Annotated in this window: 28 protein-coding genes and 1 tRNA gene; 9 read left to right on the top strand and 20 right to left on the bottom strand. The window is 71.8% G+C overall.

Going from position 1 to position 24,247, the window contains the following annotated elements; all coding sequences use genetic code 11:
- Positions 1–19: 19 nt before the first annotated feature.
- The 5 genes from AB0C33_RS05755 to AB0C33_RS05735 form a co-directional block, all read right to left on the bottom strand.
- Positions 20–841, bottom strand: a complete 822-nt coding sequence (locus AB0C33_RS05755) for a metal-dependent hydrolase (protein WP_358284013.1) — start codon at positions 839–841, stop codon at positions 20–22.
- Positions 838–2,019, bottom strand: coding sequence for an MFS transporter (locus tag AB0C33_RS05750; protein WP_358284010.1), 1,182 nt, complete (start codon positions 2,017–2,019; stop codon positions 838–840). The genes AB0C33_RS05755 and AB0C33_RS05750 overlap by 4 nt, the downstream gene beginning before the upstream one ends.
- 182 nt (positions 2,020–2,201) lie before the next feature.
- On the bottom strand, positions 2,202–2,819 hold the full coding sequence (locus AB0C33_RS05745) for an SRPBCC family protein (protein ID WP_357984730.1): 618 nt from the start codon (positions 2,817–2,819) through the stop codon (positions 2,202–2,204).
- Between the two features lie 31 nt (positions 2,820–2,850).
- Complete coding sequence (locus AB0C33_RS05740; protein ID WP_358284008.1) at positions 2,851–3,228, bottom strand: hypothetical protein; 378 nt, start codon at positions 3,226–3,228, stop codon at positions 2,851–2,853.
- Complete coding sequence (locus tag AB0C33_RS05735) at positions 3,225–3,587, bottom strand: hypothetical protein (protein WP_358284006.1); 363 nt, start codon at positions 3,585–3,587, stop codon at positions 3,225–3,227. The genes AB0C33_RS05740 and AB0C33_RS05735 overlap by 4 nt, the downstream gene beginning before the upstream one ends.
- Before the next feature lie 79 nt (positions 3,588–3,666).
- Here AB0C33_RS05735 and AB0C33_RS05730 point away from each other — a divergent pair, with 79 nt between their 5' ends.
- Positions 3,667–4,161: a DUF523 domain-containing protein gene (locus AB0C33_RS05730; protein ID WP_358284004.1), complete on the top strand. Its 495-nt coding sequence runs from the start codon at positions 3,667–3,669 to the stop codon at positions 4,159–4,161.
- On the opposite strand, the gene AB0C33_RS05725 is transcribed toward AB0C33_RS05730, so the two are convergent.
- Both AB0C33_RS05725 and AB0C33_RS05720 read right to left on the bottom strand, forming a co-directional pair.
- Positions 4,137–4,517 (bottom strand): hypothetical protein, encoded by a 381-nt coding sequence (locus AB0C33_RS05725; RefSeq protein WP_358284001.1) that lies wholly within the window; start codon positions 4,515–4,517, stop codon positions 4,137–4,139. The genes AB0C33_RS05730 and AB0C33_RS05725 overlap by 25 nt on opposite strands.
- A gap of 41 nt (positions 4,518–4,558) precedes the next feature.
- Entirely contained in the window at positions 4,559–5,158 is a 600-nt protein-coding gene (locus AB0C33_RS05720; protein ID WP_358283999.1) for a TetR/AcrR family transcriptional regulator, read from the bottom strand.
- A 142-nt stretch (positions 5,159–5,300) separates the two neighbouring features.
- On the opposite strand from AB0C33_RS05720, the gene AB0C33_RS05715 reads away from it, so the two are divergent.
- The 4 genes from AB0C33_RS05715 to AB0C33_RS05700 all read left to right on the top strand — a co-directional run bounded on the left by AB0C33_RS05715 (position 5,301) and on the right by AB0C33_RS05700 (position 9,438).
- A complete protein-coding gene (locus AB0C33_RS05715) occupies positions 5,301–6,671 on the top strand; it encodes a Dyp-type peroxidase (protein ID WP_358283996.1) in 1,371 nt (456 codons plus the stop codon).
- Between the two features lie 88 nt (positions 6,672–6,759).
- A complete protein-coding gene (nhaA, locus tag AB0C33_RS05710) occupies positions 6,760–8,556 on the top strand; it encodes a Na+/H+ antiporter NhaA (protein ID WP_358283994.1) in 1,797 nt (598 codons plus the stop codon).
- Positions 8,557–8,592: 36 nt separating this feature from the next.
- Positions 8,593–9,084 carry a hypothetical protein gene (locus AB0C33_RS05705; protein ID WP_358283992.1) on the top strand — a complete coding sequence of 164 codons (492 nt, stop codon included), beginning with the start codon at positions 8,593–8,595 and terminating at the stop codon, positions 9,082–9,084.
- Positions 9,085–9,168: 84 nt separating this feature from the next.
- Positions 9,169–9,438 (top strand): hypothetical protein, encoded by a 270-nt coding sequence (locus AB0C33_RS05700; RefSeq protein WP_358283989.1) that lies wholly within the window; start codon positions 9,169–9,171, stop codon positions 9,436–9,438.
- Between the two features lie 21 nt (positions 9,439–9,459).
- Here AB0C33_RS05700 and AB0C33_RS05695 read toward each other — a convergent pair whose 3' ends face one another.
- A complete protein-coding gene (locus AB0C33_RS05695; protein ID WP_358283986.1) occupies positions 9,460–9,915 on the bottom strand; it encodes a hypothetical protein in 456 nt (151 codons plus the stop codon).
- A gap of 46 nt (positions 9,916–9,961) precedes the next feature.
- Here AB0C33_RS05695 and AB0C33_RS05690 point away from each other — a divergent pair, with 46 nt between their 5' ends.
- Positions 9,962–10,933 carry a YafY family protein gene (locus AB0C33_RS05690; protein WP_358283984.1) on the top strand — a complete coding sequence of 324 codons (972 nt, stop codon included), beginning with the start codon at positions 9,962–9,964 and terminating at the stop codon, positions 10,931–10,933.
- Between the two features lie 139 nt (positions 10,934–11,072).
- Positions 11,073–11,555: a hemerythrin domain-containing protein gene (locus tag AB0C33_RS05685; RefSeq protein ID WP_358283982.1), complete on the top strand. Its 483-nt coding sequence runs from the start codon at positions 11,073–11,075 to the stop codon at positions 11,553–11,555.
- 44 nt (positions 11,556–11,599) lie between these two features.
- Here AB0C33_RS05685 and AB0C33_RS05680 read toward each other — a convergent pair.
- Together AB0C33_RS05680 and AB0C33_RS05675 are read right to left on the bottom strand one after the other, a co-directional pair.
- Positions 11,600–11,672, bottom strand: a tRNA-Ala gene (locus AB0C33_RS05680).
- 66 nt (positions 11,673–11,738) lie between these two features.
- The gene (locus tag AB0C33_RS05675; protein ID WP_358283980.1) at positions 11,739–12,650 is read right to left on the bottom strand and encodes a TetR/AcrR family transcriptional regulator C-terminal domain-containing protein; all 912 of its coding nucleotides are present in this window, start codon (positions 12,648–12,650) and stop codon (positions 11,739–11,741) included.
- A 155-nt stretch (positions 12,651–12,805) separates the two neighbouring features.
- Here AB0C33_RS05675 and AB0C33_RS05670 point away from each other — a divergent pair, with 155 nt between their 5' ends.
- Complete coding sequence (locus AB0C33_RS05670) at positions 12,806–13,993, top strand: FAD-dependent monooxygenase (RefSeq protein WP_358283978.1); 1,188 nt, start codon at positions 12,806–12,808, stop codon at positions 13,991–13,993.
- A gap of 9 nt (positions 13,994–14,002) precedes the next feature.
- Here AB0C33_RS05670 and AB0C33_RS05665 read toward each other — a convergent pair whose 3' ends face one another.
- The 3 genes from AB0C33_RS05665 to nadD all read right to left on the bottom strand — a co-directional run bounded on the left by AB0C33_RS05665 (position 14,003) and on the right by nadD (position 15,733).
- Positions 14,003–14,632 (bottom strand): histidine phosphatase family protein, encoded by a 630-nt coding sequence (locus tag AB0C33_RS05665; protein WP_358283976.1) that lies wholly within the window; start codon positions 14,630–14,632, stop codon positions 14,003–14,005.
- Positions 14,629–15,024: a ribosome silencing factor gene (rsfS, locus tag AB0C33_RS05660; RefSeq protein WP_125639389.1), complete on the bottom strand. Its 396-nt coding sequence runs from the start codon at positions 15,022–15,024 to the stop codon at positions 14,629–14,631. The genes AB0C33_RS05665 and rsfS overlap by 4 nt, the downstream gene beginning before the upstream one ends.
- A 91-nt stretch (positions 15,025–15,115) precedes the next feature.
- Positions 15,116–15,733, bottom strand: a complete 618-nt coding sequence (gene nadD, locus AB0C33_RS05655; RefSeq protein ID WP_358283974.1) for a nicotinate-nucleotide adenylyltransferase — start codon at positions 15,731–15,733, stop codon at positions 15,116–15,118.
- 87 nt (positions 15,734–15,820) lie between these two features.
- Here nadD and AB0C33_RS05650 point away from each other — a divergent pair, with 87 nt between their 5' ends.
- Positions 15,821–16,852: a M48 family metallopeptidase gene (locus AB0C33_RS05650; RefSeq protein WP_358283972.1), complete on the top strand. Its 1,032-nt coding sequence runs from the start codon at positions 15,821–15,823 to the stop codon at positions 16,850–16,852.
- Positions 16,853–16,873: 21 nt separating this feature from the next.
- On the opposite strand, the gene AB0C33_RS05645 is transcribed toward AB0C33_RS05650, so the two are convergent.
- From AB0C33_RS05645 to rplU, 7 genes are all read right to left on the bottom strand, one after another.
- Positions 16,874–18,850, bottom strand: a complete 1,977-nt coding sequence (locus AB0C33_RS05645) for a protein kinase (RefSeq protein ID WP_358283970.1) — start codon at positions 18,848–18,850, stop codon at positions 16,874–16,876.
- Between the two features lie 91 nt (positions 18,851–18,941).
- Entirely contained in the window at positions 18,942–19,118 is a 177-nt protein-coding gene (locus AB0C33_RS05640; RefSeq protein ID WP_352358003.1) for a hypothetical protein, read from the bottom strand.
- 50 nt (positions 19,119–19,168) lie between these two features.
- Positions 19,169–20,452 (bottom strand): glutamate-5-semialdehyde dehydrogenase, encoded by a 1,284-nt coding sequence (locus tag AB0C33_RS05635; protein WP_358283968.1) that lies wholly within the window; start codon positions 20,450–20,452, stop codon positions 19,169–19,171.
- A gap of 10 nt (positions 20,453–20,462) precedes the next feature.
- Positions 20,463–21,593 (bottom strand): glutamate 5-kinase, encoded by a 1,131-nt coding sequence (gene proB / locus AB0C33_RS05630; RefSeq protein ID WP_358285914.1) that lies wholly within the window; start codon positions 21,591–21,593, stop codon positions 20,463–20,465.
- 519 nt (positions 21,594–22,112) lie between these two features.
- Positions 22,113–23,465, bottom strand: coding sequence for a GTPase ObgE (gene obgE / locus AB0C33_RS05625; RefSeq protein WP_358283966.1), 1,353 nt, complete (start codon positions 23,463–23,465; stop codon positions 22,113–22,115).
- A 138-nt stretch (positions 23,466–23,603) separates the two neighbouring features.
- The gene (gene rpmA / locus AB0C33_RS05620) at positions 23,604–23,861 is read right to left on the bottom strand and encodes a 50S ribosomal protein L27 (RefSeq protein ID WP_012893687.1); all 258 of its coding nucleotides are present in this window, start codon (positions 23,859–23,861) and stop codon (positions 23,604–23,606) included.
- A gap of 15 nt (positions 23,862–23,876) precedes the next feature.
- A complete protein-coding gene (gene rplU / locus AB0C33_RS05615; RefSeq protein WP_055506260.1) occupies positions 23,877–24,179 on the bottom strand; it encodes a 50S ribosomal protein L21 in 303 nt (100 codons plus the stop codon).
- Between the last annotated feature and the right edge of the window lie 68 nt (positions 24,180–24,247).

Here is a 24,247-nt window from a genome sequence, read left to right as displayed (position 1 = left end):
CCCCCGCAGTAAGGGCCCGCTAGCCGCAGGTGGTGCGCATGGTGAGGGCGGCTTCCACCAGGGTGAACGCGACCTCGACCGTGCCGAGCTCGGCCGTGTCGCGCACGTGCGTGCCGCCGCACGGGATCGACGCCTCGCCCTCGGGCAGCGAGCAGTGCCAGGTGCGCAACGCGGTCAGACCGGGCCCCGGCACGTCGAGCCGGACCGGCGCCCGGGCCGCCACCCATGTGCCGAGCTGCTCGTTCACCCGCCGGGCCAGCTCGGTCAGGTCCAGGTCGTCGGCGGAGAAGCCCTTCTTGCGCAGCGACTTGCCGAGGCGGTATTCGTCCACGCTGCCGTGCGGCACGATGCGCGAGGAGGTGATCGCCGTCTGGTCGAAGTCGGGGTGGCCGAGCCGGTCCAGCCGCACCTCCTTGCGCCACCTGTCCGCCAGCGCCGCGTTGAGCGCCAGCGCGGCCAGGTGGCAGGCGGTGTGGCCGGCCGAGAGCGCCGCCCGGTATCCGGCGTCCACCTCCAGGTCCACCTCGGCGCCGACGGGCAGCGGGGTGTCGGTGACGTGGACGACCAGCCACTCCCAGCCCTCGGCGCCCCGCCGGACCGGGATGGACTCGCCGACGAAGATCTCACCGTCGTTCGACTGGGCCCCTGTCACGCAGTCGAGGACCGGCAGCTCGCCGATCGTCCCCCGGTCTGCGGGCTGGTCGGGCCAGGTGTGGTCGAGGGGATGGAACGGCGTCTCGGCGGTGACGAGGCCGTGCCGGTCCCCCACCGGCACGGCCCCGACAATCGGGGAACGGCCGCTGACCCGGCCGTTGGGGAAGGTGACGACAGTGGATCTCACCTGGTCATTGTGGCAGGGCGGCGCTCGTCCTCCAGATAACGGTCGCGGCCGGCGTACAGGCCGGTGAGGAGCTGGACGGCGAGCACGCCGAAGATCAGCACGTACGTCAGCGACCAGCCGCCGGTCATCTGGTAGATCACCCCGACCAGCAGCGGGCCGGCGCCGGCGATGAGATATCCGGCGCTCTGCCCGAAGGCCGACAGCGCGGCCGTGCTCTCCGGCGTACGGGTGCGCAGCCCCAGCATCACCAGCGCCAGCGGGAACGACCCCATGCCGACCGCCACGAACACCACCCAGACCATGGCGGTCGAGGAGGGCGCGAACCACAGCCCGAGGAAGCCGATCGTGTAGAACACGACCAGCCCCACGACGACCGGCCGCTGGTCGCGGAAGCGCGCGGCGATCGTCGGCACGAGGATCGAGACCGGGATGTTCAGGGCGGTGAACACGCCGAGCATGATCCCGGCCTGCGAGGAGGTGTATCCCCCGTCGGTCAGGATCGTGGCCAGCCATCCGAACATGATGTAGGCGATCATCGACTGGGTGCCGAAGTAGATCGCCACCATCCAGGCGAGCCTGCTCCTGAGCAGGGTCGAGATGCCCGCGTCCCGGCTGCCCGTGTCCCGCTCCGGCTCACTGCGCAGCAGCGCAAGCCACGGAATGGCGGCCACGGCGGCCAGGGCCGCCCACACGCCGAGCGCGATGTGCCAGTCCCCCGACGCGCGCTCGATCGGCACGGTCGCGGCGGCGGCCAGCATGGTGCCCGCCGCCAGGGCCGTGGTGTAGACGGTGGTCATGATCCCGGTACGCCCGGGGAAGTGACGCTTGATCAGCGTCGGGATGAGCACGTTGCCGACGGCGCCGCCGGACAGCGCGACCGCGCTGCTCAGCAGGAACACCGGGGCCGACCCGACCAGCGACCTGACCAGCATGCCCGAGCCGAGGGTGACCAGCGCCAGCAGCAGCAGCCGGTGCTCGCCGATCCGGCGGGCCAGGGTGGGGGTGACCGCGCCGACGCCGGCGAAGGCCAGCACGGGCAGCGTGGTGAGCAGGCCGGTGCCGACGCTGCTCATGCCGAGCGCCCCGGCGAGCTGGTCGAGCAGCGGCCCGACGCTGGTGACGGCCGTGCGAAGGTTCAGCGCCGCCAGAACGATGCCCAGCACGAGAAGCCAGGCCAAGGGGGCGGTTCTGCCTGTTCTGCCACGGGCCTCTTGGGCTAGCACGCTCATGCTGGTCAGGTCCTCCACTCATCAAATCATGGGACGAATCACCACCTTAACAGGACCAAAATGTCCCTTTATTCCTGGACATGAGAAAGCCCCCGGGGCGGGGGCTGAGATTCTCGGGGAAAGATCCCGTCCTACAGGACCGGGCTCGGGCCCTCCGGGGGCTGGTTGCGCGGGGGAACGGGGCCGGGGGGCGGCAGGGTGCCGCTCGGCGGGTAGTCGCCGCCGCCGACGGTGCCGGGCGGGACCGGCGCGCCGCTGTCGCCGTAGGTGGAGCCGTGCTCGTGCTGGTGCTGGTGGGCGCCGGGGACGTCGCCGCGCCAGCCGCCCGTCTCGCCGCCGCGCGACTCGATGAACGACTTGAACCGCTCCATGTCGTTCCTGATGCGCAGCCGGACGATCTGCAGCGCGTCGCCGACGGTCTCGACGACGCCCTCCGGGTCGTACTCCATCTGGAGGGTGACCTTGGTGGTGTCGGCGTCGATGCGGTGGAAGGTGACGACGCCCGCGTGGTGCGGCGAGTCCGTGCCGCGCCAGGCGACGCGCTCGTCGGGGTGCTGCTCGGTGATCTCGGCCTGGAACTCGCGACGGACCCCGGCGATCTCGACCACCCACTCGGTGAGCGTGTCGGAGATCTGCTTGACGGACTCCACGCCCTCCATGAACTCGGGGAAGCTCTCGAACTGGGTCCACTGGTTGTAGGCCACGCGGATCGGGACGTTGACGTCTACTGAGTGCTCGATCGTGCTCATGGGGTCTGTCCCTGCCCGCGCACGCCCGGCGTTAACGCCTGCGCAGCAGCCAGTAGAGCCCCACGAAGGGCAGCACGAGCGGGATGAACAGGTAACCCTTGCCGTACGACGACCACACCGTGGCGTCGGGGAAGGCGGCCGGATCGGCCACGCTCGCGGTGCCGATCAGCAGCACCCCGGCCAGCTCGATGACGAGCGCGCCGAGCGCGAGACGACGGGCGCCGCGCACGAGGGCGACGGTGAGCACGACGTAGACCAGCGCGGCGAACGCCGACAGGGCGTAGGCCAGCGGCGCCTCGCCGAACCTGGTGGCGATCTGCACCGCCGCCCGCGCCCCGGCCGCCAGCGAGAACAGCCCGTAGACGGCGACCAGCGCGCGCCCGGGGCCGGTGCCGATCGGGGCGCTCACGCCACGCCCTGCCAGATCTGCAGCAGCCGCGCGTTCATCACCGCGATCGCGAACCCGGCCACGACCAGGATCGCCGTGCCCCACCGGCTGCGCTCGGCCAGCGCGAGGAACACCCCGGCGGGCGGGATGAGCACCTGACCGCCGATGTACCCGAACAGCGTGGCCTTCTCCGGCGGCCCCTCGCCGCCGCTCACCGCCGCGATCACGAACCCGGCCTGCACCAGGATCGCCACCTCCAGCACGGCGAAGCCGACCAGCAGGACCATGCCCATGGGCCGGTCGCGGACGGCGACGACCAGGCTCGCCAGCATGAGCAGCAGTGAGCCGACGATGACGATCGTGGCGACGGTGGTGTTCATCGCGACACAGGTTAGCGCCCGTGCGGGTCGCCCTCGCCGGCGTCCCGCTGGTGCCGATCGCGCTCATAGGATCGGGGACGTGCAGAGAATCCTCGTCAGCGCCTGCCTGATGGGCCGCCGGGTCCGCTACGACGGCGGCGCGAAGACCAGCGCCGACGCCCTGCTCGCGGGCTGGCGGGCGGAGGGCCGGCTGGTGGTCTTCTGCCCCGAGGTGGCGGGCGGGCTGCCCGTTCCGCGGCCGGCGGCCGAGATCGAGGGCGGCGCGGGCGGCGCGGCGGTGCTCTCCGGCGACGCCCGCGTGCTGGCGAGCGACGGCTCCGACGTGACGGCCGAGTTCGTCGCGGGGGCGCGGGCCGCGCTTGAGGCCGCCCGCTCGGCCGGCGTCCGGCTGGCCGTGCTCAAGGAGGGCAGCCCCTCGTGCGGCGCGCTGGCCATCCATGACGGAACGTTCGGCGGCCGGCGGGTGCCCGGCCAGGGGGTGACCACCGCCCTGCTCGAAGCGCACGGCGTCCGCGTGTTCACCGAGGACCAGCTGCCCGAGGCGGCCGATCACCTGCGCGATCTGGAGGCGTAGAAGGCCCCGGCCAGCCCGGCGGCCAGCAGCACCGCCATCGTGTCGTGGAACCAGGTGCTCAGCGCCGTGGCCGCCGACGGGTGCAGGGCCAGCGCCAGGATGCCGATCAGCACGCCGCCCAGCGCCCCCGCGTGGGTGTGGACCAGGCCGTCCCAGGCCCACCGGCGGCGGGTCAGCGCGCCGTGACCGCCGGCGAGCAGGCCCAGGGCGCACAACGTCTCCACGACCACCGCGGGCGGCACGACCGGCTGGGACAGCGGGCCGACCGTGACGCCCGAGTGCAGCAGCGCGGCCCCGGCGAAGATCAGCGCGTAGGCCAGGGAGAGCACGCCGAGGGCTTTGCGCAGTGCGTCCATGGGCTACACGCTCGCATCGCGGGGGGCCGGCGGAATCGTCCTCAGGGAGAAGGCCGCGGTACGCCGCCCGTCGTAGCCAGCATGCGGCGGACGATCCGGATCACCTCGTCGATGGTCACCTGGGCGTCCCCGTCGGACTCGCAGGCCGCCACCTCGCGCCCGGCCTCTCCCATCACCGTGGTCAGCAGCACGACCAGCACGTTGCCCTCCGGCGTGTCCGCCAGGCCGAGCAGCCGCTTGTTGCCGCCGATCCACTCCCAGCCGCGCTGCCTGCGCAGGGTCGTGAACTCGGCCGGGCCGTCGTTCTCCAGGAACAGCCTGGCCACGTCGCGCTGCTCCCACGAGCCCTCCAGATAGGCGCGGGCGCCGGCCAGGAACCGTTCCTCGCCGGCGCCGGCGGTGGCCTTGGCCGCGCGGGAGGTGCGTTCCTCCTGGCTGCGCATGAACTGCTCCCACAGGGCGAGGAACAGGCCCGGCTTGCCGCCGAAATGGTGGTACAGGCTGCCGACGCTGATGCCCGACGTCTCGACGATGTCGGCGACGGTGGCCTCGGCGTACCCCTTGGCCAGGAAGACCTCGCGGGCCGTGCGCAGCAGCGTGTCGCGGGTGCCGCTGGAACGTCCCCAGCCCCGGTTCTTCATCCGGACATTATGTACGGGTCCGCGGGGTTTGATCAGGAAATCGAACTGACCTGATCAAGTGGAAACTTTCTCGCATTCCCGGGAGTCGTACAGATGCAGGGGGGCCCGATTCATTTCGAAACGGGGAAAGGATTCGGCGACAATGGCTGTCGACCTGAACAACGCACAACCCCTGGCCTGGGATTCGGCCAAGCTCGACGCGGACACCAAGGAGATGCTGGACAATCTCCAGCCCAACATTCTCCGCGCGCACGTGCGCGAGCACCTGTCCGTGCTGTTCGTCAGGTTCAACGACGTCGCCGCGGGAAAGGCGTTCCTGCGGCACATCGCCGTCACCAAGATGAAGTCGGCGCGCCGGCACCTTGAGGAGGTGCGCGAGTTCGGCGCGAACGGCCGGCGCGGCACGCCGTACGTCGGCATCGGCATCAGCAAGGCCGGCTACCGCGACCTGGGCCACTCGGTCGAGGACGTGCGCAGGTTCGGCGACAAGGCGTTCCGCGACGGCATGAAGCGGCGCGGCGCCGAGCTGGACGACCCGCCGGTGACGGAGTGGGAGCCCGCCTACCAGCGGGAGATCCACGCCGTCATCCTCATCGGCGACGCCCGCCAGGACCGGGTCGAGGAGCTGCGCGAGGAGATCCTGGGCGAGCTGCCCGCAAGCGCGCGGCTGCTCGGCGAGGAGACCGGCCACGGCATGCGCAACCCCGCCGGCGACGGCATCGAGCACTTCGGGTACGTGGACGGCCGCAGCCAGCCGCTGTTCGTGCGGGACGAGGTGGACAAGGAGCCGAGGGAGCACTGGGACCCCGCCTTCCCGCTCTCCAACATCCTGGTCGCCGACCCCTTCGCACCGCACCCGGAGCGGCATTTCGGCAGCTACCTGGTCTTCAGGAAGCTGGAGCAGAACGTACGGGCCTTCAAGGAGATCGAGCAGGACCTGGCCGACGCCCTCGGCCTGCTCGGCGCCGACCGGGACCGCGCGGGCGCCCTGCTCGTCGGCCGCTTCAAGGACGGCACCCCCGTCACGCTCAAGCAGAAGCCGGGCGGGGGCCCGGTGGCCAACGACTTCACCTTCGACGACGACCCGGGCTCGAAGTGCCCCTTCAGCGGGCACATCAGGAAGACGAACCCGCGATCGTTCGGCCGTGAGGTCCTCATGGCCCGCCGGGGTCAGACCTACGGCGACCGCACCGACGACCCCTGGGACGACTCCCCGCCCGGCGCCCGCCCGAGCGGCGAGGTCGGCCTGCTGTTCATGGCGTTCAACAGCAGCCTGCTCGCCCAGTTCGAGTTCACCCAGCAGAGCTGGGCGAACAACGAGGACTTCCAGAACCCGGCGACCGGCCACGACCCGCTCATCGGGCAGGGAGCCCGCGACGTCAAGGTGAGCTGGCCGAAGGTGTGGGGCCGGGCCGAGCCGTCGGCCCCGCAGGCGCAGGTCGCCCAGACGATCACGATGAAGGGCGGCGAGTACTTCTTCGCGCCGTCCCTGGCCTATCTCCGCAACCTGTGACATCCGGGCCCGGCGGGGAACACCCCCGCCGGGCCCGGCCGCCTTAGGGGCGGGTTCTAAGATCGGATCTCCGGGGGGAGATCTGACGATGTTGCGGGCGTTCTTCAAGACCGAGGCGGGCAGCACGAGCGTGCTGCTCGTGGCCACCGCCCTGGCCATGGTCTGGGCCAACTCGCCGTGGGCCGGGACCTACGAGTCGTTCTGGCACCTGCCCATGGGCATCTCGTTCGGCGACGCGGTGTTCTCCCTCGACCTGCGCCACTGGGTCAACGACGGCCTCATGAGCGTGTTCTTCTTCCTGATCGGCCTGGAGGTCTCCTACGAGGTGCGGCTCGGGCAGCTCAGGGACCGGCGGCTGATCGCCGTCCCGGCCGTGGCCGCGCTCGGCGGGATGCTCGTGCCCGCCGCCGTCTACCTCGCGCTCAACCTCGGCGGCCCAGGCGCGGGCGGGTGGGGTGTGCCGATCGCCACGGACACCGCGTTCGTGCTGGGCGTGCTGGCCGTCGTCGGGGCGCGCTGTCCCGATCCGCTGCGGGCGTTCCTGCTGACGCTGGCCATCGTGGACGACGTGCTGGCCATCATGATCATCGCGATCTTCTACACGGCCAGCCTCCAGCTCACCGCGCTCGTCGCGGCCGTCGTGCTGCTGGCGGCGATCGTGCTGCTGCGCTGGCTGAAGATCTGGCGGGCGCCGGCCTACATCGCGCTCGGGTTCGGCTTGTGGGTCGCGACGCTGGAGAGCGGCATCCATCCGACGCTCGTGGGCATCGCGCTCGGCGTCCTCGTGTTCGTCTACGCCCCCAGCGACCAGAAGCTGCTGCTGGCGGGCGAGGCCGTCCAGGAGTTCACCACCGAGCCGAGCGCGCGGGCGGCCAGGGAGGCCTCGCGGCGCGTGCAGCGCGCCGTCTCGGTCAACGAACGGCTCCAGCTCCGCCTGCATCCCTGGAGCAGCTACGTGATCGTGCCGGTGTTCGCCCTGGCCAACGCCGGGGTGCGGCTCGACGGCGAGACCCTGCGGGCGGCGCTGACCTCGCCGATCTCCCTCGGCATCGCGCTGGGGCTGCTGCTCGGGAAGTTCGCCGGGATCTCGCTCGGCACGTGGCTGCCGCTGCGGTTCGGCTGGGGCATCCTGCCGGGGAACCTGGTGTGGGGGCAGCTGCTGGGCGGCGCGGCGGTGTCCGGCATCGGGTTCACGGTGGCGCTGTTCATCGTCGACCTGGCCTTCGACGACCCGGCGATCCAGAGCCAGGCCAAGATCGGCATCCTGGCCGGGTCGTTGTTGTCCGCCGCGCTGGGCTGGGTGGTCTTCCGGCTGGCCTGGGACCGGGGCGGCGTCTGCGCGCCGCCCGAGGCCGAGCCCGACGAGGAGCTGCCCGACGTGCTGTCGGTGCCGGTCGGCCCCGACGACCACGTACGGGGTCCGGCGACCGCCAAGGTGACCATCGTCGAGTACGGCGACTTCGAGTGCCCCTACTGCGGCCGTCTCCACCCCGTCCTGGACGAGATCCTGCGCCGGAACCCCGACGTCCGGCTGGTCTTCCGGCACTTCCCGATCCGGACGCTGCATCCCCGGGCCGCCTCCGCCGCCATCGTCTCCGAGGCCGCCGCCGACCGCGGCCGGTTCTGGGAGATGCACGACATCCTCTACGACAACCAGCGTTTCCTCACCGACGCCGACCTCGAACACTACGCCGCCGAGCTCGACGTCGACCCCTGGGCGGACGTGGCCGGGCACGCCTCCCGCATCGCGCTCGACGAGGCGTCGGGCAAGGAGAGCGGCGTGCGCGGCACCCCCACCCTGTTCCTGAACGGCCGCCGGCACAAGGGCGGTCTCGACCTGCAGTCGATCAGCCGTGCGGTGGAAGAACTGCGCGGATCCCCGTAACGTCGCCCGAGTCCCCCTTCTGGCTGGAGTCGCCCCATGAGTTTCCTCAACATGCTCACGAACCTGCTCCCCACCCTCATCACCGCCCTGCTGCTGGTGGTGGGCATCGTCCTGATCGGGATGAACAGACGGCACGTGGGCCGCGCGGCCACCCTCGGCATGTCGGGCTGCGGACTGCTGCTGATCGGCACGCTGATCAACCTCGTGCTGAGCATCCTGACCCAGACGCTGATCGAGTCGTACGGCTCCAGCATGATGGCCGTCCTGCCGTTCGCCTACCTCATCTCCTCGCTGTTCCACCTGGCCGGCATCGGGCTGCTGATCTGGGCCGTCGTCGCGCGCCGCGCCGCCCCCCAGCAGGAGCGGCCGCAGGGCCCCGGCTGGCAGCAGCCCCCGCAGCCGTACCACCAGCCCTACCAGCAGCAGCCCTACCAGCAGCCCGGCCCCCAGGGCGGCCCTCAGGGCGGTCCCCAGGGTGGCTGGCAGCCGCCGCAGCCGCCGCCCGGCGGCGATCAGAGCGGTTACTGAGCCTTCCGACGTCTGGACCGCGTTTCACCGGCAAGTATGACAATGTCGATGAAACCCACCTCCAGAGCCGCGTCTGAGGGGATCATGAAGCGAGAGCCGCAGGAGCCGGACCCGAACCAGACCGTCCGACATCGCGTCCCGCACCCGGAGCACCCTCCCCAGGGCCCCCCGGAAGCGCCGTACACGCAGAGCCTGCCCTACACCCCCGACATGCTCCCCGACGTCCCCCTGTACGAGCCCCCGCCGCCGCCGAAGTCGGCCTGGCGGTGGGTGGTCCTGGTGGGCGGGCTCCTGCTGCTGGTCGCGGTGGTGGCCGTGGCCACGGTCCTGTGGGTGCGCGGCCAGGCGTCCTGAGGCCTGGACGAAGCCGCTCGCTCAGGACGCCCGGGTGAAGTCCATCGTCCAGTTGGTCTCCCAGGTCTGGCCGTCGTCCGCCGAGAAGGCCTGCTCCCACCTGGCCCGGTGCTCGTCGACGACGGTCCAGACGAACCGGCAGCGCACCGGCCGGCCCTCGTGGGTCTCCTCGCCGTAGAACTCGCCCCGGTTCCCGGTGAACGCGCCCACCATGGGCCGGGTGTCCAGCGTGCCGGTCGCGCTGCTGGCCCAGTAGATCGACCACTGCCGCGTCGCGGGGTTGCGGACGCGCACGGTCATCCCGTGCCGGCCCTTGGTGGGGAAGGCGATCTCGTCGAAGCTGGCCGCGCCGTCGAAGTGCCGGGTCGCGACCGAGCGGCCGGGGAACTCGTCCCATTCGTCGCTGCCGGCCAGCGGCTTGAGGAGCCTGCGGTTCACCACGTCCCAGGTGCCGGCGAGGAAGTCGAAGTCGTTCATGCGGGCGAACGTACGGCCGGGTCACTGACATGTAGTGTCAGTGTCCGTGCGCGCCTCCCGCCTGGTCTCGATCCTGCTGCTGTTGCAGACGCGCGGCCGCATGACGGCCCACGACCTCGCCGAGCGCCTGGAGGTCTCCGTCCGCACCATCTACCGCGACATGGAGTCCCTGCACGCCGCCGGCATCCCGCTCTACGGCGACGCCGGGCCCAACGGCGGCTACCAGCTCCTCGCCGGCTACCGCACCCGCCTCACCGGGCTGACCACCGACGAGGCCGAGTCGTTGTTCCTGGCCGGGCTGCCGGGGCCGGCGGCCGAGCTGGGCCTCGGCGCGGTGGTGACCGCCGCCCAGCTCAAGCTGATGGCCGCGCTCCCCGTCGAGCTGCGCGACCGCGCGGGCCGCATCCAGGAGCGGTTCCATCTCGACGCGCCCTCCTGGTACCGGGACGCCGAGCCGGTCACGTACCTGCCGGCCGTGGCCGACGCCGTGTGGAACGAGCGGGCCGTCCAGGTCACCTACCGGCGGTGGAAGGCGCCGCAGGAGGTGGAACGGCGGCTGGAGCCGTACGGGCTGGTGGTCAAGGCGGGCCGCTGGTACCTGGTGGCGCGCTGCGGCGAGCACGTGCGCACCTACCGCGTCTCCCAGATCCTCGACCTGCACGCCCTCCCCGAGACGTTCGCCAGGCCGGACGACTTCTCCCTGGCGGCGTACTGGCAGGGTTACCTGGCCGAGTTCGAGGCCAGGCTGCGGCGCGGCGAGGCGGTGGTGCGGCTGTCGCCGCGCGGCCTGGAACGCCTGCCCGACCTCATGACGCCCGGCGTCGCGGCGGCCGCCCGGGAGACCGCCGAGCCGCCGGACGCCGAGGGCTGGACGCGGGTCACCCTGCCGATCGAGTCGCACGACCACGCGCTCGGCGAGTTCCTGCGGCTCGGGACCGACGTCGAGGTGCTGTCCCCGCCCGCGCTGCGCGAGGCCCTGGGCGCGGCGGCGGCGGAGCTGGCCCGGCGCTACGCCTGACGCCGGGGCACGCCGCTCCGGGGCCGGCCCTCTTCGGGGCTCGGCCCGCCGAGTTGATTCGCCGCGAAAAGCATGATCTGATCCCAGATCAGCGTCGCAGTGCACCCGGCCAGGAGACCGCCGCGGGCATGGAGGCGCCGTGACATCGGACACGACCATGAACGACTTCCCCGAGCCGGCCCGCCGTCTGGCGGCCTTCGGCAACCAGCTGATCGACGTGCACCTCCGGCTCCGCGAAGAGCTGGCCAGGCTGCGCGACACCGCCGGCCGCGGCGGCTCCCTGCGCGACCTGCGCACCCACTGCCTGACCTTCTGCTCGGCGATCACCACCCACCACACCGGTGAGGACGCCACGGCCTTCCCGGTGCTCGCCGCCGAGTTCCCCGAGCTGCGCCCCGTCCTTGAGGAACTGCGCCGGGACCACGAGCAGGTGGCCGCCATCCTGCGCGACCTGGAAACCCTGCTGACCGCCGACGCGCCCGCCACCCGTGACGTGCGCACCGAGCTGGACGGCCTGTCGGCCCTGCTGGAATCGCACTTCGTCTACGAGGAGAAGCGGATCGTCGCCGCCCTCAACGCCCTGCCCGCCACGACGTGGAGCGCTCCGGCGTTCCTGGACTGACGCGCGGCCGAGCCTGACTGCCCGGACCAGGGAAACAATCTGTGTGGAGCTATGGGGATTCGAACCCCAGACCTCCTCCATGCCATGGAGGCGCGCTACCAACTGCGCCATAGCCCCTGGTCACCGCTGCGGGATCACCCGTTGCGGCGCTCCGAGAGCATATAGCCATCCGCGCCCTTTCGCCTAATCGCCCGGCCGCCGTCCCCGCTGCGCCCGTGCCACCAGCACGGCGAGCCCGTCGAGCTGCCCGCGGAGCCCGAACTCGAAGACGGAGTCCAGGTCCAGATCCACCCCGGGATCCGTGACCACCTTCGCCAGGGTCGGGAAGGCGCCGGAGGCGAGCAACTCCGCCATCTCCCCTTCGTGCTCGCTCAGCCAGTCGTCCTCGGTCACCCCGGTCTCGGTACGCGCCTGCAGCTCCGCCTCCAGGGCCACGGCGGCGCCCCGGACGAAGTTCACCAGGGACACGACGCCGTGCAGCATGGTGCCGGCGTCGAGGCCGAGCCCGTCCAGGGCCCGCAGCAGCCGTTCGGTGGACGCCATGCCGTTGGGCACGAGCTGCGGCCGGGTCAGCGAGACCGCCTGCGCCAGCCACGGATGCCGCAGGTGCACCCGCCACAACTGCCGGAGCTCCAGCTCCAGCCGGGCCCGCCAGTCGCGCGGCGGCCGCCCGGCGGGCGGCTCCTCGCCGTAGACCGCGTCGATCATGAGCCGGACCAGCTCGTCCTTGCCCGCGACGTGCCGGTACAGGGACATGGCCGAGGCGTCGAGCTCGGCGGCCAGGCGGCGCATGGACACGGCGGCCAGCCCCTCCCGGTCGGCGACCCTGATCGCCTCGCGCACGACGCGCTGCGCGGTGAGGTCCTGCGCCGCCCGCCGCACGGGCCCGGCGACGACGGTTCCGACCCCCGGCACGGCCCGCGTGAGCCCCTCCTCGCGCAACCTGCCGAGGGCCCTGGTCGCGGTGGCCATCGCCACGCCCCACTCGCGGATGATCTGGCGGGTCGAGGGCACCTTGTCCCCCGGCGCCAGCTCGCCGGCGGCGATGCGGTCGCGCAACTCCGCCACGATCCGCAGATACACGGGCCGATCCACGGCCACCCCTTCCGCAGCACTAGTGCACCAGGCTCGGCGCACCCGGCGGCACCTTCTCACCGCACTAGTGCGCCGGGCGACCCTCTTGCCTGCCGGAAAACCCGAACCTACGGTACGCGTACAACGTACATGGCGCACTACCCAAGGAGGCAACCGTGCAGACCGTCCTCATCTCCGGCGGCGGCGTCGCCGGGCCCACGCTCGCCCACTGGCTGGCCCGCCTCGGGTTCCGGCCGACCGTCGTCGAACGCGCCCCCGCCCTGCGCACCGGCGGCCAGGCCGTCGACTTCCGCGGCGCCCCGCAGCTGGAGGTCCTGAAGCGCATGGGCGTGCTGGACCCGATCAGGGCGGCCCAGACCGGCATGGGCGACATCGCCATCGTCGACGGCGCCGGCAGACGGCTGGCCAGGCTGCCGTCGGAGGTGTTCAGCGGCGACGTGGAGATCCTGCGCGGCGACCTGACCCGCATCCTGAACGAGGCCGCCCCCGCCGAACGCCTCCTCGGCGACTCGATCACCTGCCTGACCGAGCGCCCCGACGGCGTGCACGTGACCTTCGAAAAGGCCGCGCCCCGCACGTTCGACCTGGTCGTCGGCGCGGACGGCATCCGCAGCAAGGTACGCGAGCTGGCCTTCCCGGCCACTCCCCTGCGCCATCTCGGCTTCTACGGCGCCGTCTTCTCCGTCCCCGGCACGTACGGGCTGGACCACGACGGCCTGATGCACAACGTGCCGGGCCGCTGCGCCACCATCGTCCGGACGAACGGCCGGACCAGGGCGTCGCTCGACTTCGCCACGCCCCCGCTCGACGTCGGCCACCGCGACCAGGCGGCGCAGCGGGCCCTGGTGGCGCGGGCGTTCCGGGGAGTGGGCTGGCAGGTCCCGTCCCTGCTGGCGGCCATGGACCGGGCCGAGGACTTCTCCTTCTGGCAGGCCGCCCAGGTCGTCCTGCCCCGGTGGTCGTCCGGCCGGGTGGCGCTGGTCGGAGACGCCGGGTACGCCCCCGGCCCCGGCGGCATGGGCACGGGGCTCGGGATGATCGGCGCGTACGTGCTGGCCGCCGAGCTGGCCGCGGCCCCCGGCGACCACAGTGCCGCCTTCGACGCCTACGAGCGGCGGATGAGACCGTACGTCGAGGTGTGCCAGAAGCAGGCCGAGGGGGCCGACAAATACCTCGTGCCGGGCACGCGGGCGCGGATCCGGCTGCGGAACCAGATGATGCGCATGCTGCCGTACCTGCCGGGCAAGGGCATGGTCAAGCGGATGACGGACAAGGCCGCGAGCGCCGTCACGCTGCCGGACCACCCCCGGCAGGGCGCTCGCCGCCCCGCGCAGCCGGCCTGAGCCGGTCGGCTACGCCTCCGCGTCAGGGCGGTCGTCGCTGCTGATGGGCTCGGGCAGGGTGCCCGCGTTGTGTTCGAGCAGCCGCCAGCCCTGACGGCCCTCCTGCAGCACCGACCAGGAGCAGTTGCCCAGCCCGCCCAGCGCCGGCCACAGCTCCTCGGGCAGTCCGAGCAGCTCGCAGATGCCGAGCCTCAGCGCGGCGCCGTGCGAGGCGACGACCAGGAGCCCGTCGTCGTCGAGCTTGGCCGCCCACTTGCGCATGGAGGCGGCCACCCGGGTCGCGACCTCCGAGACGGGCTCGCCGTCGGGGGCCTCCCAGGCGATGTACTCCTCGGGCCAGCGCGCGGCGATCTCGTCGCGCGTCAGCCCCTCCCACTGGCCGCCGCCGCGTTCGCGGAAGTCCTTGTCGACGGTCACGTCGAGCCCCACGAGCCTGCCGAGCGCCAGGGCCGTGTCATGGGCGCGCTGGAGGTCGGAGGAGACGATGAGGGTCGGCCGCAGCGAGGCCAGCAGCGAGGCGGCCCTGGCCGCCTGCGCGACGCCGGTCTCGTCGAGCGGGATGTCGGAGTGGCCCTGGAAGCGGTGCTCCACGTTCCACAGGGTCTGTCCGTGGCGGAGGCAGACGATCCGCCTGCTCAACTGCGGGCCCGCTGCATGTTGGCGAGCATGACGCTCTCCGGCAGGCCGATGGCCGGGCAGTCCTTCCACAGGCGCTCAAGCGCGTAGAACGTGCGGTCTTCCTCATGCTGGACGTGCACGACGATGTCGATGTAGTCCAGCAGCACCCAGCGGCCCTCGCGCTCGCCCTCGCGGCGCACGGGCTTGGCGTCGGCCTCGGTGCGCAGCCGGTCTTCGATCTCGTCGACGATGGCGCGGACCTGGCGGTCGTTCGTGGCGGAGCAGAGCAGGAAGGCGTCGGTGATGACGAGCTGCTCGCTCACGTCGTAGGCGAGGATGTCATCGGCCAGCTTGTCGGCCGCGGCCTCGGCGGCGATCTGGACGAGCTGAACGGATCTGTCGGATGCGGTCACGATGCGGGTCTGTCCTCCTGTGTCGGCAGCATGCCCATATACCGAGGGTACCCTTCCAGGCCGAAACCCCTCACCCACGGCGCGGAGAGCTTCAGCCTTCCCCGTGATACAACCCTCGTTTGTTGATGTACTGCACGATTCCGTCCGGCACCAGATACCAGATCGGCTCCCCCTTGGCCACCCGCTGACGGCACTCCGACGACGAGATGGCCAGCGCGGGGATCTCCAGCAGGGTCACCCTGCCCTCGGGCAGCCCGGGGTCGTGCAACGTGTGCCCGGGGCGGGTGCAGCCCACGAAGTGCGCCAGCTCGAACAGCTCGTCGGCGTTCTGCCAGCCGAGGATCGCGCCGAGCGCGTCGGCGCCGGTGATGAAGTACAGATCCGTCTGCGGGCCGTAGACGTTGGAGATGTCCCGCAGCGTGTCGATGGTGAAGGTGGGGCCGGGGCGGTCGACGTCCACCCTGCTCACGGAGAAGCGGGGGTTGGAGGCCGTGGCGATGACCGTCATCAGATAGCGGTCCTCGGGCGCCGACACCTCGCGTCCGGACTTCTGGTACGGCCGCCCGGTCGGCACGAACACGACCTCGTCGAGGTCGAAGTGATGGGCGACCTCGCTTGCTGCGACCAGGTGGCCGTGGTGGATGGGATCAAAGGTCCCGCCCATCACACCCACCCGCCGCTTCCCCTGGACCCCAGGCGCGTTCATCATGAGTCGGACCCTACGCGGACGCGGTACCCGAACATGACGGCACCCCCCTTGGTGATGTCCGCGCATCACATCCGTTGCGGACGTAGCATGCCGGGCATGACGACCACCCCGGACCGCAACCGCGTCCAACTGCCCGGCATCTCGTCCCGAGCCTACGAACACCCCGCAGACCGGTCCGCCCTGGTCGCTCTGCGTAAGTTGAGTGGGTTCGACACGGTTCTCAAGCAGATGTCCGGTCTTGTGAGTGAGCGCCGCCTTCGCCTGATGTACCTGGCGTCGTCCGTGCGCGTCAGCGAGACCCAGTTCCGCTCCCTGTACGACATGGGGCGCGACGCGGCCTACATCCTCGACCTGCACCGCATCCCGGAGATCTACGTCCAGCAGGACCCGAACGTCCAGGCCAAGGCCATCGGCTTCGACGACCCGTTCATCGTCGTCACCACCGGCCTGCTCAACCTCATGGACGAGGAGGAGCAGCGCTTCGTCATCGGCCACGAGACCTCGCACATCCTGTCGGGTCACGCGGTCTACCGGACGATGCTCGACATCCTCACCCGCCTCGCCACGCGCGTCGCCTGGATCCCGCTCGGCTACATCGGGTTGCGCGCGATCGTCGCGGGCCTGGAGGAGTGGTACCGCAAGTCGGAGCTCTCCTCCGACCGCGGCGGCCTGCTGACCGCCCAGAACCCCGAGTCGGCCAAGCGCGCCCTGATGAAGCTCGCCGGCGGCGCCTACACCCACGAGATGAACATCGAGGCGTTCCTGGCGCAGTACCAGGAGTACGACACCGCGGGCGACCTGCGCGACGGCTTCCTCAAGGTGCTCAACCTGCTCGGCACCACCCACCCGTTCGCCGTGGTGCGCGTCGCCGAGCTCGACAAGTGGCAGCGCAGCGGCGAGTACGACCGCATCATCGGCGGCGACTACCCCCGCAGGGAGGACGACGCCAACGCCCGCGTCACCGACGAGATCAAGGCGGCGGCCGAGTCCTACCGCGCCTCCTGGTCCCAGTCGCAGGACCCCTTCATCGGCGTGCTGCGCGACGTGGCCGAAGGGGCGGTGAACGCGGGCGAGCGCATCTTCAACCGCTTCTCGCGCCGCGACGGCGGCCAGGGCTGACCGGCCGGCCGTCCTCGCCGCCTACAGCAGGAGGGCGATCGCGCGCACGGCGGCCGCGCACAGGGCGACGAACCCGCCCAGCACGGCCAGTGCGCGCAGCCCTTCCCTGCGCAACTCCGGCAGCTTGCCGCCGATCCGCTCGATCTCGCGCCCGGTGATACCGCCGCACAACATGCCGAACACCACCGCCGCGACCGTCACGGGCGCCGGCTGCTGCCACCAGTCGGAGTCGATCTGACCGCCACCGGTCACCCAGAGCGCACCGCCCGACGCCACCGCGACGGGCACTCCCGGCCACACCACGGCGGTCGCCGCCGCCCCGGTCAGCGCGAACGGGAACAGCAACACGCGCAGCGCGATCCGCATGCGACGCGCGCTGCGCTTCCTGACCAGCCAATGACTCATCCAGAGCGTCCTGGTCAGCACCACGAACGCCGTCGTGATGGCGATCGAGGCGATCGGCCAGATCACCGACGTCACCACGCACGGCACCGCCAGCACCGCGAGCAGCAGCAGAGCCGTGTTGCCCGCGGGCAGCGTGGTCGGCGCCTCGCCTCTGAGCCTGGTCCGCCGGCCGTCCTGTGACCTGCTCCGCACGGCCGCCGTCGCCCGCGCGCGCGGGCCCGTCTTGGGGTCGGCGCCGGTCCTGGTGCGAGGCGTGGCGGCCTTGCCGTCGGTGTTCGTCCTGCCCCGCGGCGGCGGAACCGCGCCGTCGGCCCTGACCCGGGTCCCGTCGGCGCCGGTCCTGGCCCGCGTGCCGTCCGTGCCGGTGCGGGTGCGCGTGCCCTCCGTGCCGGTGCGGGGACGTGTCCCCTCCGTGCCGGTCCTGGCGCGAGTGCCCTCCGTGCCGGTCCTGGGGCGAGGGGCGGAGGCCGGTCCGTCCGTGCCCGGTCTGGGGCGCGCGGCCGGGGTCGCGCCGTCGGCCCGGTTCCGCGCGGCGGGCGGTTCCGTCCGGTTGCGCGCCGTGGGCGGTTCCGTCCGGTTCCTGGGTACGGGCGTCTTCCCGTCCCCGCCGGTACGCGTGCGCGGCACGGGCGTCTTCCCGTCGGTGCCCGTACGGCCGCGCGGCACGGGCGTCTTGCCCTCCGTGCCGGCCCGGCCGCGGGGCGCGGGGACCTCGGCCGTCGTGCCGTTCGCCCGGCTTCGTGCGCTCTCGCCCCTGGACGCCTCCTCGGCGGCCGCGGGCGCGTCGCCGTCGGGCCCGTTCGTGGCCTTGGCCAGCCGGGAGAGCCGGTCGGCCAGCAACGCCGCGGTGGGCCGCTTGCCGGGCTCCCGGTTGAGCGCCGCCCGCACCAGCGGCAGCAGCGCCACCGGCACGCCCTTGAGGTCGGCCTGCCCGTTCAGCACCGCGTACATCTGCGCCTCGGCCGTGCCGCGCCCGAACGTGGGCCGCCCGGTCGCCGCGAACGCCACCGTCGCGGCCCAGGCGTGCACGTCGGCGGGCGAGTCGACCTGCTCGTCGGCGAAGATCTCCGGCGCGGTGTAGCCGGGCGTGCCGAGGAACGTGCCCGTCATGGTGAGCCGGGTCGCGTCGAGCACCTGCGCGATGCCGAAGTCGATGAGGACCGGCCCCTCGGTGCCCATGATGATGTTGCCCGGCTTCAGGTCGCGGTGCACGACCCCGGCCGCGTGGATGATGGCCAGCGCCGCGGCGATGCCCTGCGCCATGTGCACGAGCTGGCCCAGGTCGAGCGGCCCGCTCTGGCGTACGCGCTCCAGCAGCGTGACGCCCTCGATGTGCTCCATGACCAGGTAGGGCCGGGCACAGCTCAGGTCGGCGTCGAGCACCTTGGCCACGTAGGGGCTCTCGACCCTGCGCAGCGCGCGCACCTCGCGCTCCAGCCTGACCCGGGACATCTCGTCCTCGGCCAGGTCGTGGAGGACCTTGAGTGCGACCTGCTCGCCACGGCGGGTGGTGGCGAGGTAGACCTCACCCATGCCGCCTCGGCCGAGCCGCTCGACCAGGCTGTACGGCCCGACCTTGCCGAGCTTGCTCACCGTCCCTCCCCGCCCGGCGCGCCCATAAGGGACACAACCCTAGCGCTGGGACGACAGTTGACGCCCGCGGCGCGCCGGAGCCGTTGAACCTTTATCGGGGTGAACGGTCGGAGAGCATGCTGTCGAGCTCGGTCGTGGGTTCCTCGGCCAGGGGCTTGCGGCCCTTCCTGCGCCAGTTGACGTGACCGCGGCTCTCCAGCCAGAGCAGCAGACGGTCGGCGCCGAACAGCACCGCGGCCGAGAAGACAAGGGCGACGACAATTTCCATGACACCCAGTCAACCGAGGCCGCGGGCCGCCGGTCAGCCCGACACGCCGACTAACCGCAAGCCGGTCCGGGCACCACAGTGCCTTCTGACGTGCGCAGATGCCCTTCTCCCGTGTAGATCCACTTGGTGGAGGTCAGCTCCGGCAGGCCCATCGGGCCACGCGCGTGCAGCTTCTGCGTGGAGATGCCGATCTCCGCGCCGAACCCGAACTCGCCGCCGTCGGTGAACCTGGTCGAGGCGTTCACCGCCACGGCCGCGGAGTCCACGAGCGAGACGAAGCGGCGGGCGGCCGGCTGCGACCGGGTGACGATCGCGTCGGTGTGCCCGGAGCCGTAGCGCCGGATGTGGGCCACGGCCTCCTCCAGCGAGCCGACGACGGCGGCGGCGATGTCGAGCGACAGGTATTCGGTGGCGAAGTCGTCGTCGGTGACCGGCACGACCTCGCCGTAACCGGCGATGCGCTCGTCGCCGTGGACGGTCACCCCCTCCTCGGCCAGCGCCCGCAGCGCCCTCGGCACGAACGCGTCGGCGACCCCCTCGTGGACGAGGAACGTCTCGGCCGCGTTGCACACCGACGGCCGCTGCGCCTTGGAGTTGACCAGGATCTGCACGGCCAGGTCGAGATCGGCCTCCGCGTCGACATAGACATGGCAGTTGCCGACGCCGGTCTCGATCACCGGGACCGTGGACTCCTCGACCACCGAGTTGATCAGCGCCGCCCCGCCGCGCGGGATCAGCACGTCGACCAGCCCGCGGGCGCGCATCAGCTCCTTGACCGACTCCCGCGTCGTACCGGGCACCAGCTGCACCGCCCCGGCGGGCACCTGCGTGCCCGCGAGCGCCTCCTGCATGATCCGCACCAGCGCCGTGTTGGACGAGTAGGCGCTCGACGAGCCTCTGAGCAGCACCGCGTTGCCGCTCTTGAGGCAGAGCGCGGCGGCGTCGACCGTGACGTTGGGACGCCCCTCGTAGATGATGCCGATCACGCCCAGCGGCACCCTGAGCTGCCGCAGCTCCAGCCCGTTGGGCAGCGTGCTGCCCCGGACGACCTCGCCGACCGGGTCGGGCAGGTCGGCCACCTGCCGCACGGCCTCGGCGATGGCCTCGATCCTGGCCTCGTCGAGCCGCAACCGGTCGATCATCGCCTCGGACGTGCCCTGGGCCCGCGCCCGCTCGACGTCTTCGGCGTTGGCCTCGACGATCTGGGCCGCGTGCGCGACCAGGGCGTCGGCGATCACCCGCAACGCCCGGTCCTTGGGCGCCCGCGGCAGCGGGGCCAGCTCGGCGGCGGCCTCTCGTGCCGCGCGGGCGACCTTCAGGAACTCCTCGGACATCGCGTGCTCCTCACTGGTGACGGGTTTCCAGTATGACGATGTCGTCGCGGTGGATCAGCTCGCGTTCATATTCCGGACCGAGCGCGCTGGCCAGCTCCTTCGTGGAGCGGCCGAGCAGCCCCGGGATCTCCACCGCGTCGAAGTTGACCAGGCCGCGCGCCACCACGCCGCCCTGCGGCCCGCACAGGTCGACCGGGTCGCCCGCGGCGAACTCGCCCTCCACGGACGTCACGCCGGCGGGCAGCAGCGACTTGCGCCGGCCCACGATCGCCTCGACCGCCCCCTGGTCGAGGTGCAGCCGGCCGCGCCCGGTGGTGGCGTGGGCGAGCCACAGGAGCCGCGTGCCGGGGTGGCGGCCGCCGGGGTGAAAGTAGGTGCCGATGTCGGCGCCGGTGAGCGCCTGGGCGGCGTGAGCGGCGGCGGTGAGCACGACCGGCACGCCCGCGCCCGTGGCGATCCTGGCCGCCTGGACCTTGGTCACCATGCCGCCGGTGCCGACCGCCGCGCCGTTCCTGCCCAGCTCGACGCCGACCAGGTCCTCGGGGCCGCGCACCTCGGCCAGCCGGCGCGAGCCGGGCCGGCTCGGCGGGCCGTCGTAGAGAGCGTCGACGTCGGACAGCAGCACCAGCGCGTCGGCGTGGATCAGGTGGGAGACCAGCGCGGCGAGCCGGTCGTTGTCGCCGAACCTGATCTCGTCGGTCGCGACCGTGTCGTTCTCGTTGACGATCGGCACGATGCCCAACTCCAGCAGCCGCGCCAGGGTGCGCTGGGCGTTGGCGTGGTGGGCGCGGCGCATCATGTCGTCGGCGGTCAGCAGCACCTGGCCGACGCGCAGGCCGTAGCGGGCGAAGGAGGAGGTGTAGCGCGCGACCAGCACCCCCTGGCCGACGGAGGCGGCCGCCTGCTGGGTGGCCAGGTCGCGTGGCCGCGCCGACAACCCCAGCGGGCCGAGACCCGCCGCGATCGCTCCCGACGACACCAGCACGATCTGCGCCCCGGCACGCCGCCGCGCCGCCAGGACGTCGACCAGGGCGTCGACCCGGTCCACGTCGATCATGCCCTGGGGGGTGGTGAGCGAGGAGGAGCCGACCTTGACGACGACCCTCGACGCTGAGCTGATCTGTTCCCGCACGCCTGACAGCCTATCCGCGCCCCACCCCCACCTCCGTCCCGCTTTCACCCCCCGCGGAACCGCGACCGCCGCGTGCCGCACCGGCGGTCCCCCGTACGCCCCCGCCCCCAGGGCCGTCGCCCCCGAGAGACCTCAGCGACCCACCGCTGGGCCACCGCCTCCAGACACTTCGCCCCCCCTGTGGACTCACAGCGGTCCCACCGCACGGCCACCACCGCCGGGCCGGCCCGCACAGAAGGGCGGCGATCCCCCCACGACCACCACCCCCGGCCGCTTCACCCCCGTGGAACCCGCAGCGATCCCGCCACGAGAACCACCGACGGGCACATTCGCGCCCCGCCCGCCGCCTGGGTCACCCATACGAGGGTCCCAGCCGACGGTCACCCCAAACGGCGGCCACCAGCCGGCGACCACACCACACGGCAACACCAGCCAACGGCCACCCCATACGACGGCCACCAGCCGGCGACCACACCGGACGGCAGTCACACCAAGACGACCGTCGCTCCCGGCAGCCGCCGGCAGCGGTCAGCCCAGGCGGTTGTCCGAGCCGCGTGGCCCCTGCCGCACCGACTCGGCGCTGAGCGTCGGCTGCCAGTCGAAGACGTATCCGCCCTCCATCGGCCCGATGACCACCTCGGCCCCCGCCTTGGCGCCCGCCTTGACCAACTCATCCTCCACGCCGAGCCGTTCGAGCCGGTCGGCCAGGTACCCGACGGCCTCGTCGTTGCTGAAGTCGGTCTGCCGGATCCACCGCTCGGGCTTCTCCCCGGTGACCTGGAACATGTTCTCGTTGACCCGCCGCACCTTGAACCCGGCCTCGCCGAGCTGCCTGGGCCTGATCACCAGTCGGGTCGGCTCCTCGACCGGCTTGTTGGCCCTGGCCGCCGCCACCCACTCGCCCATCGCGTACGTGAGCTCCCGCAACCCGTCGTGCGTGGCCGCCGAGATGACGAAGACCTGCAGCCCCCGCTCCTCGAACTCGGCCCTGACCAGGTCGGCCAGCTCCCGCGCGTCGGGCACGTCGGCCTTGTTCAGCACGATCATCCGCGGCCGGTCCTCGAGCTTCCCGTACGCCCGCAGCTCGGCCTCGATCACCTCGTAGTCGGTGACGGGGTCGCGCCCCGGCTCCATGGTCGCGCAGTCGATGACGTGCACGAGCATGTCGCAGCGCTCGACATGGCGCAGGAACTCGTGCCCGAGCCCCTTGCCCTGCGAGGCTCCCGGGATCAGCCCGGGCACGTCGGCGACCGTGAACACGTTCTCGCCGGCCGTCACGACCCCCAGGTTGGGGATGAGCGTGGTGAACGGATAGTCCGCGATCTTCGGCTTGGCCGCGCTCAGCGCCGCGATCAGCGACGACTTGCCGGCGCTGGGGAACCCGACCAGCGCCACGTCGGCGACGCTCTTGAGCTCCAGCATGACGTCGAGCCCGTCGCCGGGCTCCCCCAGCAGCGCGAACCCGGGCGCCTTCCGCCGGGACGTGGCCAGCGCGGCGTTCCCGAGCCCGCCGTGACCGCCCTGCGCGATCACGTACCGGGTGCCGGCCCCCACGAGGTCCACCAGCACCTCACCGGTGTTGGCGTCCTTCACCACGGTCCCGTTCGGGACGGCGAGGATCACGTCGTCGCCGTTGGCGCCGTCGCGGTTGGAGCCCTGCCCCTGCTTGCCGTTGTCGGCCTTGCGATGGGGACGGCGGTGGTAGTCCAGCAAGGTCGCGGTGTTGGGATCGACCTCAAGGATCACGTCGCCGCCACGGCCGCCGTTCCCCCCGTCGGGGCCGCCGAGCGGCTTGAACTTCTCCCGGTGGATGGAGGCGCACCCGTTCCCTCCGTCACCGGCCTTGACGTGCAGGACCACCTGGTCCACGAAGTCCGGCATCCAGCTCTCCTCCATCAAGCCCACCAGGGCAATACAAGATCAATCACAACATGGCGCCCCCGCAGGGCCCCCAGAAAACGCCTAAGGGGTGGATCGACAGGCGATCCACCCCTTGAAGCAACACCGAAGCGAAGCTGATTACTCCGCGACGGGAACGATGCTGACGGCGCGACGACCGCGCTTGACGCCGAACTGCACGTGGCCGGCGGCCAGCGCGAACAGCGTGTCATCGCCACCACGGCCGACGTTGTCGCCGGGGTGGAAGTGGGTGCCGCGCTGACGAACGATGATCTCGCCCGCGTTCACCAGCTGGCCGCCGAAGCGCTTGACGCCCAGGCGCTGAGCGTTGGAGTCACGGCCGTTCCGGGTGGACGACGCGCCCTTCTTGTGTGCCATCTCTCAAACTCCCGATCAGGCCTGGTCGATACCGGTGATCTTCACCTGGGTGTACCGCTGACGGTGACCCTGGCGCTTCTTGTAACCGGTCTTGTTCTTGTACTTGAGAATGCGGATCTTCGGGCCCTTGGTCTCACCGAGGATCTCGGCGCTGACCGTGAACTTGCCGGCCTCGGTGGTCACATCGCCGTCGTTGACGACGAGCACCGTCGGCAGCGTAACCGAAGAGCCGACCTCGCCGGCGACCTTGTCCACCTCGAGGACGTCACCGACGGAGACCTTCTGCTGCCTGCCGCCGCAACGAACGATCGCGTACACCGCGGAACCCTTCTACTGACTCGCTGTTGCCCTCAGCCGCCCCGCATCGAGGCGGCCGCCGAATGCTG

The organism is Nonomuraea sp. NPDC048881 (genome assembly GCF_040649795.1).
GTDB lineage: Bacteria > Actinomycetota > Actinomycetes > Streptosporangiales > Streptosporangiaceae > Nonomuraea.
Note: the sequence above shows the minus strand (reverse complement) of the source record. Positions and strands in the feature narration are given on the sequence as shown.

Bases quoted from the DNA above. Each gene is read 5' to 3' on its own strand.
- AB0C33_RS05650 (WP_358283972.1), top strand. From the start codon at position 15,821: ATGCCGGGCATGACGACCACCCCGGACCGCAACCGCGTCCAACTGCCC.
- AB0C33_RS05720 (WP_358283999.1), bottom strand. From the start codon at position 5,158: ATGAAGAACCGGGGCTGGGGACGTTCCAGCGGCACCCGCGACACGCTG.
- AB0C33_RS05735 (WP_358284006.1), bottom strand. From the start codon at position 3,587: ATGAACACCACCGTCGCCACGATCGTCATCGTCGGCTCACTGCTGCTC.
- AB0C33_RS05640 (WP_352358003.1), bottom strand. From the start codon at position 19,118: ATGGAAATTGTCGTCGCCCTTGTCTTCTCGGCCGCGGTGCTGTTCGGC.
- AB0C33_RS05635 (WP_358283968.1), bottom strand. From the start codon at position 20,452: ATGTCCGAGGAGTTCCTGAAGGTCGCCCGCGCGGCACGAGAGGCCGCC.
- AB0C33_RS05700 (WP_358283989.1), top strand. From the start codon at position 9,169: ATGAAGCGAGAGCCGCAGGAGCCGGACCCGAACCAGACCGTCCGACAT.
- nhaA (WP_358283994.1), top strand. From the start codon at position 6,760: ATGTTGCGGGCGTTCTTCAAGACCGAGGCGGGCAGCACGAGCGTGCTG.
- AB0C33_RS05695 (WP_358283986.1), bottom strand. From the start codon at position 9,915: ATGAACGACTTCGACTTCCTCGCCGGCACCTGGGACGTGGTGAACCGC.
- rpmA (WP_012893687.1), bottom strand. From the start codon at position 23,861: ATGGCACACAAGAAGGGCGCGTCGTCCACCCGGAACGGCCGTGACTCC.
- nadD (WP_358283974.1), bottom strand. From the start codon at position 15,733: ATGATGAACGCGCCTGGGGTCCAGGGGAAGCGGCGGGTGGGTGTGATG.
- AB0C33_RS05705 (WP_358283992.1), top strand. From the start codon at position 8,593: ATGAGTTTCCTCAACATGCTCACGAACCTGCTCCCCACCCTCATCACC.
- AB0C33_RS05745 (WP_357984730.1), bottom strand. From the start codon at position 2,819: ATGAGCACGATCGAGCACTCAGTAGACGTCAACGTCCCGATCCGCGTG.
- AB0C33_RS05715 (WP_358283996.1), top strand. From the start codon at position 5,301: ATGGCTGTCGACCTGAACAACGCACAACCCCTGGCCTGGGATTCGGCC.
- obgE (WP_358283966.1), bottom strand. From the start codon at position 23,465: ATGCCGGACTTCGTGGACCAGGTGGTCCTGCACGTCAAGGCCGGTGAC.
- AB0C33_RS05725 (WP_358284001.1), bottom strand. From the start codon at position 4,517: ATGGACGCACTGCGCAAAGCCCTCGGCGTGCTCTCCCTGGCCTACGCG.